This is a genomic window from Arthrobacter sp. NPDC055585 (assembly GCF_053619115.1).
This window is the reverse complement of record NZ_JBSHIT010000001.1, coordinates 36,899-50,258: the sequence shown is the minus strand read 5'-3', so window position 1 is coordinate 50,258 and position 13,360 is coordinate 36,899. Positions and strand designations below refer to the sequence as shown.

The window sequence follows — 13,360 nt, the reverse complement described above, 5'->3', positions numbered from 1 at the left end:
GCCGCGGACGAATTCCGGGTGGAGACGTCCCTCCGATGCCTGAACCCTAGCTGGGCCCGGCGCGGGAGTCGAGAATTGATCCACCGATAGCTGCACACGTATGCATACGTTGAGGGGTTTCCCTATGTCAGCAGAAAAGCATTCGAGCAGGGCCCTGGCCACCGGCACCGTATTGATCTTCGGGGCAGTGGCAGGCTGCAGCGGCCCACCGGGGGAGGCCGCGGGAATCGTTCTGGCTGACGCCAACGAACCCGGGCAGTTCAATCCCGTGGGCGGTCACGGGGACAGCGGCCAGTCCCAGATCTACGACAGCCTGCTGCGCCTTTCCCCCGCGAACGGGTCTTCAAGTCTGCCGGGATTCGAGCCCTGGCTGGCAATGGCGATGCCGGAGAGCAATCCCGAAGGAACCGAATGGACCGTTCAGGTCCGCTCCGGCGTGAGGTTCACTGACGGGACGGACCTGGATGCCGGAGATGTCGCCGCCACGTACCGGGCCGTCATCGATCCCGCCTCGGCGTCGGAACTGGCAACGTCCTACGACATGCTCCAGGACGTCCAAGCAGCCGAGGACGGAACAGTCACGTTCAGTCTGAAATACCCGTATGCGGGATTCCCCAGCCGGCTGCTGCTGGGCATCGCTCCGTCCGAACGGCTGACTCCGGGCCTGGCGGCAGAATCCTCCCTCAACACGGACCCCGTAGGATCCGGACCGTACAAAGTGACGTCGCTCCGCCCCGGTGAAGCGGTCCTCACAGCCAACGAGGATCATTGGAACGGCGTTCCGGAGGTGGAGACCGTTACCGTCATCCACGTGCCGGATGACAATTCCCGCGCCCAGCGGCTTCAGGCCGGGGAGGTGGACGGGACCGTCTTGCCGCCGCTGCTGGCCGCGCAGTATGAGGGCAGATCCGGGTACTCCTACGAGGCAGTCAAGACGGCAGACTGGCGCGGGCTTTCGCTGCCTGCAGACAATGCCTTTGCCACGGATCCCGCCGCCGTTCTGGCCATGAACATGGCTGCCGACCGCAGGGGAATGGTCGACCACGTCCTGGGCGGGCACGGCACGCCGGCGCATACTCCCGTTGCTGAGATCTACGGAGAAGCCTTCGACCCCGAAGCCGTCTTCCCGTACGACCCGCAGAGAGCAGGGCAGCTGCTTGACGACGCCGGCTGGCTGCGCGGCGAAGACGGCATCCGGGGCAGGGACGGACAACGTGCTGCATTTGAGGTTGCGTACAACGCCACGGACACGCTCCGCCGGGACCTGGCGCTCGCCTTTGCCTCCGACATGGCCGAACTCGGTGTAGATGTGAAACTCCTGGGCACGGACTGGAACGTCATCGAGGAACGCCGACGGGAAGTGGGCATCCTGCTCGGCGGCGGCGACAAACCCTACGACCTGGACACCCAGCTCTTTGAAACCCTCCACAGCCCCCTTCCGGGAGGCTCGCCCTTCGCGAACCCGGGAGGTACCGGCAGCGCGGAAATGGACTCCCATCTCCAGGCCGCGCGCAGCAGCCTGGACGCGGACGAACGCACGGAACACTATCTGGCCGTCCAGGACCTGTACATCCAGGATCCCGGCTACGTGATGCTGGCGTTCACCGACCACAACTACGTCCAGGAGGACCAGGGCTGGAACAACGTCCAGACCGTCCTGGAACCGCATGCCCACGACGTCGGCTGGGGTTTCTGGTGGAGCCTCCGCGACTGGACGAAGGACTAGCCCGGTGCCCGGCTTCCCGGCCGTCTCCCGGCCAGCCCGACGGCGGAGGCGCCTGCGGGAGGTGCGCCTGATCATTCTGCGGCGCCTGGCCCTGGGGCTGCCCGTCGCAGCGGGTGTCTCCCTGCTGGTGTTCCTACTGGCCAGCGTCTCGCCGTTCGACCCGCTCGCCGCGTACCTGGGGGACCGCTTTGCGCAAACCTCGGCGGAGCAGCGGGAAGTGCTCTCGGAATCCCTTGGTCTGGGCAGCTCCTGGATCCAGGCGTGGTGGCACTGGGTGACATCAGCACTGTCCGGGGACCTGGGCTATTCCCGGGTGTTCCGGCAGCCTGTCACGACAGTGATTTTCGAACGGCTGCCCTGGACACTGCTGGTGGCCGGCACCGGACTGTTCCTGGCAGCCCTCGGTTCACTGCTGATCGCTGCCCGCTGCGCCCGCCGTCCCGGTGGCATCCTGGACCGGGCCGCTGCCGCCGCCGCAACGCTGCTGCAGGGGCTGCCGCCGTTTGTGATTTCCCTCGGGCTGCTTGCCGTTTTTGCTCTCGGCCTGGCGGTTCTGCCCGGGGGTGGGCTGAGCGATCCGGGAACGGAGCCGACCGCGGGGCAGGTGCTGCGCCACATGGCGCTCCCCGTTGCGGCTACCGCACTTTCGCAGGTTCCCTGGCTGGTCCTTTCCCTGCGGGCCTCCACCGCCGAGGCGCTCGCCTCCGACGCCGTGCGCGGGGCGAGGCTGCGCGGACTGCGTGAGGAAACCGTCATCCGCAGGCACGTGATGCCCTCCGCGCTGGTTCCTTTCATCGCCGTTCTGGGCTCCCGCCTCCCGGAGGTCATAGTGGGGGCCGTGCTGGTGGAGACGGTCTTTTCCTGGCCGGGACTGGCCGCAGCGGTGGTTTCCTCTGCGCAGGCCCTGGACTTTGCGCTGTTGGCGGCTCTGACGGTGCTCACGACGGCAGCGGTGCTGGCCGGCTCGCTCCTCGCTGACCTGCTGTACGTCTGGATTGACCCAAGGGTGAGGGCCGATGTCTAGCGCCGTGGACGCAGCCGAGCTTCGGCTCACTGGTCCCGCTGCCCGGAAGCGGGGACTCCGCGCCGCGGGCACCATCTTGGGGATTGCCGTCCTGGTGCTGATTACGGCCTACGCCCTCTTCGTTCCAATGCTTGCCGGCACGGATGAGAAGCTGACCGATTTCAGCTCTGCCCGGCTTCCGCCGTCGTCCGAGCATCTCTTCGGCACCGACCATGCCGGACGCGACCTGTTTCTCCGGCTAGCTTCCGGGCTGCGCGTTTCACTGCTCATCGCGGTGCTCTGTGCACTGCTCTCAATGGGACTCGGGATGTTCGCAGGAGCTGCGTCGGCGGCGCTCGGCGGCCGGACGGACCGAATCATGATGCGGGTCATCGACGGCATCAACGCGGTTCCGCATCTGCTGCTGGGAGTGGTGATCGTTGCGCTGTTCCGGGGTTCAGTGACAGCCATCATCGCCTCCATCGCGCTCACGCACTGGACCCAGGTGGCCAGGATTATCCGCGCCGAGGTCCTCTCGCTGCGCAGCCGGGAGTATGTGGACGCCGCCTACCTCCTTGGCCTGACCCGGGGACAGGTGCTCCGGCGGCACTTTCTTCCCGGAACGCTTGCGCAGGGGGTGCTGGCCACTGTGATGCTCCTTCCGCACGCCATTTGGCACGAATCCACCCTTTCCTTCCTGGGACTGGGCTTGTCCCCGGACCAGGCGTCCCTCGGGACTCTCCTGAAAGAAGCGCAGTCGGAGGTGATGCTCGGCGGCTGGTGGGCGCTGGTCTTCCCGGCGCTGCTCCTGCTGATGACTACCCTGGCCGTCGCGGCGTGCGGGAACGGCATCCTCTCCCGAACGGAAGGAAGACAATGAACAGCATCGCTATCCGGGCCGAGGGGCACACCGTGCGGATTCCGGTCCGCAGGCAGCGGAGGGCTGCGTGGGTCCACGCGGCAACCGACGTGACGTTTAGCGCATACCGGGGACGGGTACACGCGGTGGTGGGCGAATCGGGGTGCGGGAAAACCACCCTGGCCTCCGCGATTCTCGGCATGCTCCCTCCCGGTGCGGTGGCAGGTGGGCGGTTGGACTACGTGGCCGCTTCCGGCGACCGGATCCCGCTGACGGCGGGCCGGAGCGGAGCTGCCAGGGCGGCCCAGCTGCGCGGGCGGACCATCGGCTATGTCCCCCAATCCCCGGCAACCTATCTGACGGCGGTTCGGAGGGTGGGTTCCCAGCTGCGGGAAACAATACGGGAACTCGGGGGAGCAGCCGGCGCTGAGGAGCTGCTGGAGCAGGTGAACCTGGACCGGGACGCCCTTGAAGCATTTCCACATGAGCTCAGCGGCGGAATGCTGCAGCGGGCGGCGATTGCCTTCGCGCTGGCCGGCGGGCCCGAGGTCCTGCTGGCTGATGAACCGGTTTCCGGACTTGACCCGGACCTGGCGCAGCTGACCCTGAGGATGCTGCGGCGCGTCGCCGACTCCGGGACCGCCGTCGTCCTCATCACCCACGATCTGCAGCGCCTCATGGAGTCCGGCACCGCAGACGAGGTGTCCGTCATGTACGCCGGGCGGATCGTGGAGACCGGCCCGGCGGCAGAGGTTCTGCGGCTGCCGGCCCATCCCTACACACGGGACCTGCTGGCAGCCCTCCCCGTTAACGGTCTTCAGGCTATGGCCGGTACCTCTCCGGAGCTGACGGACCTTGCCGTGGAGTACAGCTCTGCCCGCCGGCTGGCGGCCGGGGCGGAGGAGGCAGCAGGTTATGCCCGCTGAACTCGCAGCCCGAAACGCAGGCTTTCCCTACGGCGGCGTCCCCGTCCTGAGCAATGTCACCGTGAGGGTGCCCGCGGGACGCCAGCTGGGCCTCACGGGGCCTTCCGGAACGGGGAAAACAACCCTGGCCCGGCTGCTGGCCGGCCTGATCCCGGCTGCCGCCGGAACAGTGACCTGCAACGGCGAGCCTGTTCCCCCCGCAGGCAAGGGGCGCGCAGGCAACATCGCGATGCTCTTCCAGTCGCCCCGCGCCTCCTGCAGCCCGCGGCTGACGCTGCGCCAGGTCATAACCGAAGGGGTGCGCCGGCTGAACCGGAGAGAGGCGGCGCTCCGCGTCAGGGAGCTCGCGGCGGAGGTGCAGCTGACACCCGACCTGCTGGAGCGGTATCCCCGCGAGGTCTCTGACGGGCAGCTGCAGCGGGCCTGCCTGGCGCGGGCGCTGGCCGCAGAGCCGCTGTATCTGATCTGCGACGAAGCGACGGCGATGCTGGACGCTGCCACCACCGCGTGGCTTGTTCGGGTAATCAGCACCGAGGTCCAGACCCGCGGCATGGGTGTCCTGGCACTGAGCCATGACCGCATGCTGCTGGAGGCCTGGTGCACAACCGTCACCGGCCTGGCAACGCTGTCTGCAGTACGACCCGAACCGGCATCGGGCAGCGGGCCCCGCGTTTCCCCGGGGCGGGTTAGTACGATCCGGTCCAGGACGGCACTGCCGTCTTGGAATCCACCGTAATCTTGTCCCGGTCCATCACGATCACGTGCCCCCTCCAATAATGGAAGTTGTCCACCACGGCGTCCTCCATGACCTGGACAATGACACCCATCTTGCTGCAGCCATCGCAGCGGCTGGCCCCCATGACACGGAGCTTCACGGAACTGATGCCTTTTTGGCAGCTGACGATCATGCCCGGCGCCAGCCGGATTTCCTGTTTCATGCCTACCCCCAGTGTTGGAACTCCGTTCCGAGACCAATCAGGAACGGTGAAGCGAGACTAGCCAACAGGGGCGCAGAACGGGCGGATCCGGCTGACCTGTTTTCGGCAGGGGCAGACAATTGTGGGTTTCCTGCGCCAGCCTTGAGCGAATCTTGAGCTTTTGTTCCCGGGGAGCACTCTGGCCACACGCATCACGGACCTGAAGCCGAGGTTTAAGCCCTGAGGGAAGCAGGGCTTCCAGGGGCGGGCAATTGGCGCCACCACGCGGATAATTGTTGGAACTTAGCGACATTCATGGACCCGGAAGGACGCACCATGCCACGTAAAGTCACAGCGGCATCGCGCAAGCTGGCACCCGTCGTCACTGCACGTGTCCAGGAACCAAAGCCGGAAACGCCCAAAGACCTGGACACCGCCCGCTTTGCCGCCATTATTGATGAGCACATCGATGAGGCCCGCGCGAAAATCGACACAGTCCTGGCGGATATCCGGGAAGTGACGGCCGCCGCAAAGGACACTCCCGCGGATGACGAGCATGATCCCGAAGGCACAACCGTGAGCGTTGAACGTGCGAATGAGGTTTCCATGCTGGCAGCACTGGAGGCTTCGCTCGTAGAGCTCCTGGACGCCCGGGTGAGGCTCGACGACGGTGCCTACGGAATCTGCGAACGCTGCGGAGAGCCCATCCCCGAGGCGCGCCTGGAAATCCGGCCCGAAGCTCGTTTCTGCGTCGCCTGCGCCGCAGCGTCACGCCGGCGCTGAAGCTCGTCTGCAGCCCCGGCGCCGGCGGAGACCCGGCCGAAAGTGCCCGCCGTCACCTCCGGCGTCCGGACCAGCTGATGCGCAGCTAGAATCGACCGTGGAAATCAACCCCCACGTAAGGATTCGTAACACCAATGAGCATCACCGTCCGGCGGGCAACACCGGCTGACTATGAAGACATCCGCCGGATCACCCGCGAGGCGTACCTGAAGGCCGGGTTCATTGACGCTGACAATCCTTACGTGCAGGAACTCGAAAACGTTGAGCACCGGGACCAGCATGCAGAGCTCTGGGTGGCGGAAAAGGACGGGGTTGTTGCAGGCTCAGCTGCCGTAACGTTCGCCGGCCAGCCCTACACGGACATCGCCGTCGAAGGTGAGCTTGAATTCCGCATGCTGGCCGTTGATCCTGCTGTCCAGCGCGGGGGAGTGGGCCGCACCCTGGTCAATGCGATCGTGGAGCACGCCCGCGGCCTGGAGGGAATCCATGCTGTGTCGCTGACCAGCATGACGAGCATGCTCGGGGCGCACAGCATGTACCTGTCCCTGGGCTTCGAACGCGTGCCTGAGCGGGACTGGACAGTTCCCGGCGAAGACTACGTTCTCTGGGTCTTCCGGCTGGAACTCTGACCCCAGACGGAACACACCCTCCGGCGTCGGGCACTGCTTTCTGACTGCCGGAGAGGCAGCCGCGCCCTGTATGTCCCGGCCACCCGAACCGAAGGCCCAAACGCCGTAGACTGGTACGGATACCGGCGTAAGGCCGAAAATACTGCATAAGACGCATGGGAGACTCATGTCTGAGATCAATCGTGAGGCTGTGGCGCATCTGGCGCGGCTGGCCCACATTGAGATGACCGATGACGAGCTGGACAAAATGGCCGGCGAGCTTGACGTCATCGTGGATTCGATCAAATCCGTAAGCGAAGTTGCCGGCGAGGACATCCCGGCCACCTCCCACCCGATCCCGCTGGCGAATGTGTTCCGCGAGGATGTTGTGGGGCAGACGCTGACTAATGAGCAGGCCCTGTCCGGCGCGCCGGACAACGCCGAAGGCCGCTTCAAGGTCCCTGCCATCCTGGATGAGGAGTAAAGACTTCCATGAGTGAACTGATTACCTCTCCCGCTGCCGTCCTGGCGGAGAAACTGGCCTCCCGTGAGGTTTCCGCCGTCGAGGTCACCCAGGCACACCTGGACCGGATCGCCGACGTGGACGGGGACATCAACGCGTTCCTGCACGTCAACACCGATGAGGCGCTTGAAGTTGCCGCCGGTGTGGACAAGGCCCGCGCCGCCGGTGAAGAACTGCACACCCTGGCCGGCGTTCCCATCGCCATCAAGGACCTCATTGTGACGGTGGGCCAGCCCACCACCGCCGGGTCCAAGATGCTCGAAGGCTGGATGAGCCCGTACGACGCGACCGTGATCTCCCGGATCCGTGCCGCCCGCATGCCGATGCTCGGCAAGACCAATCTGGACGAATTCGCCATGGGTTCCTCCACCGAGCACTCTGCGTATGGCCCCACCCGCAACCCGTGGGACCTGGACCGCATCCCCGGCGGCTCCGGCGGCGGCTCGGCAGCAGCCGTGGCCGCTTTCGAAGCCCCGCTGGCCCTCGGTACTGACACCGGCGGCTCCATCCGCCAGCCGGCCTCCGTCACCGGTTCCGTGGGCGTGAAGCCCACCTACGGCGGCGTCTCCCGCTACGGCGCGATCGCCATGGCGTCGTCGCTGGACCAGATCGGCCCGGTTTCCCGGACCGTGCTGGATGCCGCGCTGCTGCAGGAAGTCATTGGCGGACACGACCCGCGCGACTCCACTTCCCTGACCGATCCGGTGGGTAACCTCGCCGACGCCGCCCGCAACGGCAGCGTCGCGGGCATGCGCATCGGCGTCATCAAGGAACTGCAGGGCGAGGGCTACCAGCCCGGCGTGCAGGCCCGCTTCGATGAGTCACTGGAACTGCTCAAGGACGCGGGAGCGGAAATCGTTGAGGTTTCCTGCCCCAACTTCAAGTACGCCCTGGGCGCCTACTACCTGATCATGCCCTCGGAAGCTTCCTCCAACCTGGCGAAGTACGACGGCGTCCGCTTCGGCATGCGCCGCCTGCCCTCCGATCCGCCGCTCACCATTGAGCGCGTGATGGGCGCGACCCGCGCCGCCGGCTTCGGCGACGAGGTCAAGCGCCGCATCATCCTGGGCACCTACGCCCTCTCCGCCGGCTACTACGACGCCTACTACGGCTCAGCCCAGAAGGTCCGCACCCTGATCCAGCGCGACTTCAACGCTGCGTTCGCGCAGGCTGACGTGCTGATCTCCCCGACCTCGCCGAACACCGCGTTCAAGCTGGGCGAGAAGCTGGACGATCCGCTGGCCATGTACCTGAACGACGTCGCCACGATCCCGGCCAACATGGCCGGCGTCCCCGGCATCTCCATCCCCGGCGGCCTGGCCGACGGACTGCCGGTTGGCATCCAGTTCCTGGCACCGGCCCGTGAAGATGTGCGCCTCTACCGTGCCGGCGCGGCACTTGAAGGCCTGCTGGAGCAGAAGTGGGGCGGCCCGCTGCTGGCCTCGGCACCCGTACTTGGAGGAGTGAAGTAATGTCCGTGCACACCCAGGAAGAAACCCTTCCCTTCGAGACGGCCATGGAGAAGTACGACCCGGTACTGGGGTTCGAGGTCCACGTGGAGCTCAACACCAAGACCAAGATGTTCTCCGACGCCCCGAACGTGTTCGGCGATGAGCCCAACACCAACGTCACCCCCGTGGACCTTGGCCTGCCCGGCGTGCTGCCGGTGGTGAACAAGACCGCCGTGGAGTACTCGATCCTGATCGGCCTGGCGCTGAACTGCAAGATCGCCGAATCCTGCACCTTCGCCCGGAAGCAGTACTTCTACCCGGACACCCCCAAGAACTTCCAGACCTCCCAGTACGAAGATCCCATCGCGTACGACGGCTGGCTGGACGTTGAGCTGGAAGACGGCACCGTGTTCCGCGTCGAAATCGAACGCGCCCACATGGAAGAGGACGCCGGAAAGCTGACCCACATGGGTGGTTCGGCAGGCCGTATCCAGGGCGCGGATTTCTCCCTGGTGGACTACAACCGTGCCGGCGTTCCGCTGGTGGAAATCGTCACCAAGCCGATCGAGGGCGCCGGTTCCCGTGCACCCGAGCTCGCCAAGGCCTACGTGGCAGCCATCCGGGAAATCGTGAAGAACCTCGGTGTTTCCGACGCGAAGATGGAGCGCGGCAACGTCCGCTGCGACGCCAACGTTTCCCTGCGCCCGTACGGCCAGGAAAAGTTCGGCACCCGTTCGGAAACCAAGAACGTGAACTCGCTGCGCGCCGTCGAACGCGCCGTCCGCTTCGAGATCCAGCGGCACGCCGCCGTCCTTGAATCCGGCGAGAAGGTCGTCCAGGAAACCCGCCACTGGCACGAGGACACCCGCTCCACCACCTCGGGCCGGCCGAAGTCCGACGCCGATGACTACCGGTACTTCCCGGAACCGGACCTGCTGCCCGTGGTCACCACCCCGGAGTGGATCGAGGAACTGCGCTCCCGCCTGCCCGAGCCGCCGGCAGAACGCCGCAAGCGGCTCAAGACCGACTGGGGCTACTCCGACGCCGAGTTCCGCGACGTCGTCAACGCCGGCGTCATGGAAGCCATCGAGGAGACCATCGCCGCCGGTGCCTCCGCCCAGGTAGCCCGCAAATGGTGGATGGGTGAAGTTGCCCGCCGCGCCAAGGAAGCCGAAGTGGACCCGGTGGATACCGGTGTCACCCCGGAACTGATCGTGGAGCTGGACCGCCTGGTCCAGGCCGGCAAAATCAATGACAAGCTGGCCCGCCAGGTCCTCGACGGCGTCCTCGCCGGCGAAGGCACCCCGGAGGAAGTCATCGAGAAGCGCGGCCTCGCCGTGGTTTCCGACGACGGAGCCCTGCTCGAAGCCATCGACGCCGCCCTGGCCGCAGCGCCGGACGTTGCGGACAAGATCCGCGGCGGCAAGATCCAGGCCGTCGGCGCGATCGTCGGCGGCGTTATGAAGGCAACCCGCGGACAGGCCGACGCCGGCCGCGTACGCGAGCTGATCCTGGAACGCCTGGGCGTCTCCGCCTAGCGCGCGCCCAAACCCGCTCCGGCCCCGGAGCCGGTGCTGATGGTCACCTGACCTGATGCACCGGATCCGGGGCCGTTCGGCATTAACCGCCCTGCCCGAACGGCTGCGGGCGGGGTAGGGTGCAAGGCATGTCTAGCGTGCCGTCCCAGCTCAGGGTGGATGCAGAGCTGGTGCGCGGTCTGCTGCGGACCCAGCAGCCGCAGCTGGCGGACCACCCGCTTGTGGAAGTGGGCGAAGGCTGGGTCAACCACGTCTTCCGCCTTGGCAGTGACTTCGCCGTGCGGCTGCCGCGCCGGCAAGACGCTGCAGCCCTGATGGCCAAGGAGCAGCGGTGGCTGCCGGCGCTGGCCGCAGGGCTTCCCACGGCCACGTCCGCTCCGGTGTTCGCGGGGGTTCCGCAGGAGCCCTATCCCTACCCCTGGAGCATTAGCACCTGGTTTGACGGGCTGGACGTCTCGCTGCAGCCAAGAGGCCGGAACGTGGCCCTGGCGGCGCCGCTGGCGGAGTTCCTCAACGCCTTCCACAAGCCGGCGCCGGAGGACTACCCGCGCAACCCCATGGTGGGCGGGCCGCTGTCCTCACAGGACACGGCCGTCCAGGAACGGCTGCATGCGGGCATGGTGCCGCACGCCGCCAGGATAGGCGAACTCTGGACTGAGGCACTGGAAGCGCCCGCCTGGAACTCGGACCCGGTGTGGCTGCACGGGGACCTGCATCCAGCCAACCTGATCGCCGGAAACGGGACACTCCAGGCCATCATCGACTTTGGCGACCTCACCGCGGGCGACCCCGCTGCAGACCTCGCCGCCGCGTGGCTGGTGTTCGAACCGGCCGGACGGCGGGCCTTCCGCGCGGCGCTGGGAACCCGGTACGACGCCGATCCCTATGTCTGGCTGCGGGCACGGGGCTGGGCGCTGTGCATGGCATCGAATTTGCTGGCAGCCGCACAGCGGCATCCCGGACTGTACCTCGTGGGCTCGGAGACTCTCATGGAGATCCTCACCGATGACCTCTCCTGGCTCTAGGGGCCGTGCCAGAATGAGCTATGCCCAACTCCTGGAGACACTCTGTCCGTATACAGACCGAAGGGGACGGGCACGTCATTGAAGACAGCTGCGGCTTTGCAGCGGCCAGCGCCTGGGTGATTGATGGAGCTACTTCCCTTCTCCCGGAGCTGGACCTGCCCGGGGCATCCAACCCGTCCTGGTACGCCCGGACACTGGACCTGCTGCTCGCCGAGAGTGCCGGCGCCCCCGTCCCGGAGGAAACCGATTCCGAAGCCGGCGCCGTAGTGGCCGACGCGCTGCGCCGGGTGGACCGGGTGGCAGAGGAACGCGCCGGCAGCGAACGAACCCGCTTTCCGAGCGCGGCCGTGGCCCTGGCACAGCTCACTGCGGAAGGCATCGAAGTGCTGGTGTTGGCTGACTGCCACGCGGCAGTGGAACTGGAGGATGGATCCGTCGTGCACGTAACAAGCGAACCCGCAGACCTGCGCGTCCACCGTGAACACCCTGCGGATCCGGACCAGGCGCGGGAACTGCTGCGCCGGGACCGGGAACTGCGCAACACGCCCGGACGGCTGTGGGTGGCCCGCCGTGAACCGGAAGCAGTGCAGCATGCCCATCTGGTGCGGCTGCCCGCACCGCGGCGTGTGGTGCTCGCCTCCGACGGCGCGTGGCGGGCGGTGGAACTGGGACTGGTGGACAGTCCGTGCAGTTTCCTGCGGGCGGCATCCACGCCGCTTGGTGCACAGCAGCTGCTTCTTGAGCTGCGGGAGCGGCAGGCCGCCACCGGCGAGAAAGCCGATGACGCCACCATCCTGACGGTGGTGCCCGGTGCCTGAGACAGCAGCAGACGTTCTGATCATCGGCGGCGGCATCGCCGGCCTGTCCCTGGCTTCCCGGCTTGGCGGGGACACCGGCGTCGTCCTCCTAGAAGCGGAAAACGAACTGGGCTATCACACGTCCTCCCGCTCAGCGCGGCAGTTGATCCCCAGCTACGGCCCGCCCGTGGTGCAGGACCTCACGGTGCGTACGCTGGCACTTATCCGCGAACTCGAAGCCGGCCTTCCCGAGCCGATCCTGGTGCCGCGGTCCTTTATGCTCGTGGGCCGGGAGGAAGACGTCAGGGACCGCGCCAGCGGACACATGCATCCGATCACCATGGCCGAGGCGGTGGGCCTGGCACCGGAACTGGCCGCCGGGAACTTTGAAGCAGCGGGCCTGGACACCACCTCAGTCTCCTGCAATACGGACATCCTGATGACCTGGCACCGTGACCGGATCGAAGCGGGCGGCGGGCGTATCCTCACCGGGCGCAGAGTGGACTCCGCTGCCCGCACTGCGGGCGGGACCTGGACCGTAACGGCAGGAGGGGAGACCTTCACCGCCGGCGTAGTGGTCAACGCCGCCGGAGCCTGGGCTGACCCCGTTGCCGGGCTGTTCGGTGCCCGGCCGCGGGGGCTGCAGCCCTACCGCCGGACAGCCGCCATCGTGGAGGCGGCCAATCCGCCCGCGGCGGACGGTCCCATGGTGGCCGGAGCGCTGGACAACTTTTACTACCGGCCGGATCTGGAAGGCGTGCTGATCTCCCCGTCCGAAGCCGTCCCCAGCCCCGCCGAGGACGCCAGGCACCGGCCTGAGGACGTGGCGGAGCTGGTGGCACTGGTCAATTCACTGACCAGCCTGGAGCTGGGCCGTACCCTTCGGGCCTGGACAGGACTGCGCACGCAGGCAGCAGACGGCGTGCCGGTGGTGGGGTTTGACGACGCCGTTCCCGGCTTCTTCTGGCTCGCCGGCCAGGGCGGTTACGGGTTCCAGACATCCTCCGGGATAGCCGAACTGGCCGCTGCCCAGCTGCTCGGAATACAGCCCGTGCTGGACGTCTCCGAGGACCTTTCACCTACCCGCGCGGGGCTGTGACCAATCTCTCATCATTACGGTGTAACGAATCGGTCAAACGGCGCGGGAATGGTCGAATGAAGCTGCCGGGAAACCTAGAGTTGAAGAGCAGGCCGGCTCCGGCCA

At 66.8% G+C, this 13,360-nt stretch carries 14 protein-coding genes; 13 read left to right on the top strand and 1 reads right to left on the bottom strand.

The genetic code is table 11. The features are described from left to right. Window positions 1-124: 124 nt before the first annotated feature. The 5 genes from ACWGQ2_RS00245 to ACWGQ2_RS00225 all read left to right on the top strand — a co-directional run bounded on the left by ACWGQ2_RS00245 (window position 125) and on the right by ACWGQ2_RS00225 (window position 5,250). Window positions 125-1,726 (top strand): ABC transporter substrate-binding protein, encoded by a 1,602-nt coding sequence (locus ACWGQ2_RS00245; RefSeq protein WP_452013052.1) that lies wholly within the window; start codon window positions 125-127, stop codon window positions 1,724-1,726. Window positions 1,727-1,787: 61 nt separating this feature from the next. Continuing rightward, window positions 1,788-2,750, top strand: a complete 963-nt coding sequence (locus ACWGQ2_RS00240; RefSeq protein WP_452013050.1) for an ABC transporter permease — start codon at window positions 1,788-1,790, stop codon at window positions 2,748-2,750. Then, a complete protein-coding gene (locus ACWGQ2_RS00235) occupies window positions 2,743-3,609 on the top strand; it encodes an ABC transporter permease (RefSeq protein ID WP_452013047.1) in 867 nt (288 codons plus the stop codon). Before ACWGQ2_RS00240 ends, ACWGQ2_RS00235 begins: the two co-directional genes overlap by 8 nt. After that, complete coding sequence (locus tag ACWGQ2_RS00230) at window positions 3,606-4,514, top strand: ATP-binding cassette domain-containing protein (protein ID WP_452013045.1); 909 nt, start codon at window positions 3,606-3,608, stop codon at window positions 4,512-4,514. The genes ACWGQ2_RS00235 and ACWGQ2_RS00230 overlap by 4 nt, the downstream gene beginning before the upstream one ends. Continuing rightward, window positions 4,504-5,250, top strand: coding sequence for an ABC transporter ATP-binding protein (locus ACWGQ2_RS00225; RefSeq protein WP_452013042.1), 747 nt, complete (start codon window positions 4,504-4,506; stop codon window positions 5,248-5,250). The genes ACWGQ2_RS00230 and ACWGQ2_RS00225 overlap by 11 nt, the downstream gene beginning before the upstream one ends. Here the strand turns inward: ACWGQ2_RS00225 and ACWGQ2_RS00220 are convergent. Next, a complete protein-coding gene (locus ACWGQ2_RS00220) occupies window positions 5,201-5,452 on the bottom strand; it encodes a hypothetical protein (RefSeq protein ID WP_452013040.1) in 252 nt (83 codons plus the stop codon). The two genes, ACWGQ2_RS00225 and ACWGQ2_RS00220, sit on opposite strands and share 50 nt — an antisense overlap. A 315-nt stretch (window positions 5,453-5,767) precedes the next feature. On the opposite strand from ACWGQ2_RS00220, the gene ACWGQ2_RS00215 reads away from it, so the two are divergent. From ACWGQ2_RS00215 to ACWGQ2_RS00180, 8 genes are all read left to right on the top strand, one after another. Then, window positions 5,768-6,214, top strand: coding sequence for a TraR/DksA family transcriptional regulator (locus ACWGQ2_RS00215; protein ID WP_452013037.1), 447 nt, complete (start codon window positions 5,768-5,770; stop codon window positions 6,212-6,214). A gap of 134 nt (window positions 6,215-6,348) precedes the next feature. Next, window positions 6,349-6,843 (top strand): GNAT family N-acetyltransferase, encoded by a 495-nt coding sequence (locus tag ACWGQ2_RS00210; RefSeq protein ID WP_452013035.1) that lies wholly within the window; start codon window positions 6,349-6,351, stop codon window positions 6,841-6,843. A gap of 166 nt (window positions 6,844-7,009) precedes the next feature. Continuing rightward, window positions 7,010-7,306 (top strand): Asp-tRNA(Asn)/Glu-tRNA(Gln) amidotransferase subunit GatC, encoded by a 297-nt coding sequence (gene gatC / locus ACWGQ2_RS00205; RefSeq protein ID WP_091606413.1) that lies wholly within the window; start codon window positions 7,010-7,012, stop codon window positions 7,304-7,306. Between the two features lie 8 nt (window positions 7,307-7,314). Next, window positions 7,315-8,817 carry an Asp-tRNA(Asn)/Glu-tRNA(Gln) amidotransferase subunit GatA gene (gatA, locus tag ACWGQ2_RS00200; RefSeq protein WP_452013033.1) on the top strand — a complete coding sequence of 501 codons (1,503 nt, stop codon included), beginning with the start codon at window positions 7,315-7,317 and terminating at the stop codon, window positions 8,815-8,817. Next, entirely contained in the window at window positions 8,817-10,334 is a 1,518-nt protein-coding gene (gene gatB / locus ACWGQ2_RS00195; RefSeq protein WP_452013031.1) for an Asp-tRNA(Asn)/Glu-tRNA(Gln) amidotransferase subunit GatB, read from the top strand. The genes gatA and gatB overlap by 1 nt, the downstream gene beginning before the upstream one ends. Window positions 10,335-10,462: 128 nt before the next feature. Beyond that, on the top strand, window positions 10,463-11,359 hold the full coding sequence (locus ACWGQ2_RS00190; protein ID WP_452013029.1) for an aminoglycoside phosphotransferase family protein: 897 nt from the start codon (window positions 10,463-10,465) through the stop codon (window positions 11,357-11,359). 20 nt (window positions 11,360-11,379) lie between these two features. Continuing rightward, window positions 11,380-12,177: a hypothetical protein gene (locus ACWGQ2_RS00185; RefSeq protein ID WP_452013026.1), complete on the top strand. Its 798-nt coding sequence runs from the start codon at window positions 11,380-11,382 to the stop codon at window positions 12,175-12,177. Then, window positions 12,170-13,255 carry an NAD(P)/FAD-dependent oxidoreductase gene (locus ACWGQ2_RS00180; protein ID WP_452013024.1) on the top strand — a complete coding sequence of 362 codons (1,086 nt, stop codon included), beginning with the start codon at window positions 12,170-12,172 and terminating at the stop codon, window positions 13,253-13,255. Before ACWGQ2_RS00185 ends, ACWGQ2_RS00180 begins: the two co-directional genes overlap by 8 nt. Window positions 13,256-13,360 lie beyond the last annotated feature (105 nt).

What these genes read in the sequence shown, in the direction of transcription:
- ACWGQ2_RS00215 (WP_452013037.1), top strand. Translation starts at nt 5,768, where the DNA reads ATGCCACGTAAAGTCACAGCGGCATCGCGCAAGCTGGCACCCGTCGTC.
- ACWGQ2_RS00235 (WP_452013047.1), top strand. Translation starts at nt 2,743, where the DNA reads ATGTCTAGCGCCGTGGACGCAGCCGAGCTTCGGCTCACTGGTCCCGCT.
- ACWGQ2_RS00185 (WP_452013026.1), top strand. Translation starts at nt 11,380, where the DNA reads ATGCCCAACTCCTGGAGACACTCTGTCCGTATACAGACCGAAGGGGAC.
- ACWGQ2_RS00190 (WP_452013029.1), top strand. Translation starts at nt 10,463, where the DNA reads ATGTCTAGCGTGCCGTCCCAGCTCAGGGTGGATGCAGAGCTGGTGCGC.
- ACWGQ2_RS00225 (WP_452013042.1), top strand. Translation starts at nt 4,504, where the DNA reads ATGCCCGCTGAACTCGCAGCCCGAAACGCAGGCTTTCCCTACGGCGGC.
- gatC (WP_091606413.1), top strand. Translation starts at nt 7,010, where the DNA reads ATGTCTGAGATCAATCGTGAGGCTGTGGCGCATCTGGCGCGGCTGGCC.
- gatB (WP_452013031.1), top strand. Translation starts at nt 8,817, where the DNA reads ATGTCCGTGCACACCCAGGAAGAAACCCTTCCCTTCGAGACGGCCATG.
- ACWGQ2_RS00245 (WP_452013052.1), top strand. Translation starts at nt 125, where the DNA reads ATGTCAGCAGAAAAGCATTCGAGCAGGGCCCTGGCCACCGGCACCGTA.
- ACWGQ2_RS00230 (WP_452013045.1), top strand. Translation starts at nt 3,606, where the DNA reads ATGAACAGCATCGCTATCCGGGCCGAGGGGCACACCGTGCGGATTCCG.
- ACWGQ2_RS00220 (WP_452013040.1), bottom strand. Translation starts at nt 5,452, where the DNA reads ATGAAACAGGAAATCCGGCTGGCGCCGGGCATGATCGTCAGCTGCCAA.
- gatA (WP_452013033.1), top strand. Translation starts at nt 7,315, where the DNA reads ATGAGTGAACTGATTACCTCTCCCGCTGCCGTCCTGGCGGAGAAACTG.
- ACWGQ2_RS00210 (WP_452013035.1), top strand. Translation starts at nt 6,349, where the DNA reads ATGAGCATCACCGTCCGGCGGGCAACACCGGCTGACTATGAAGACATC.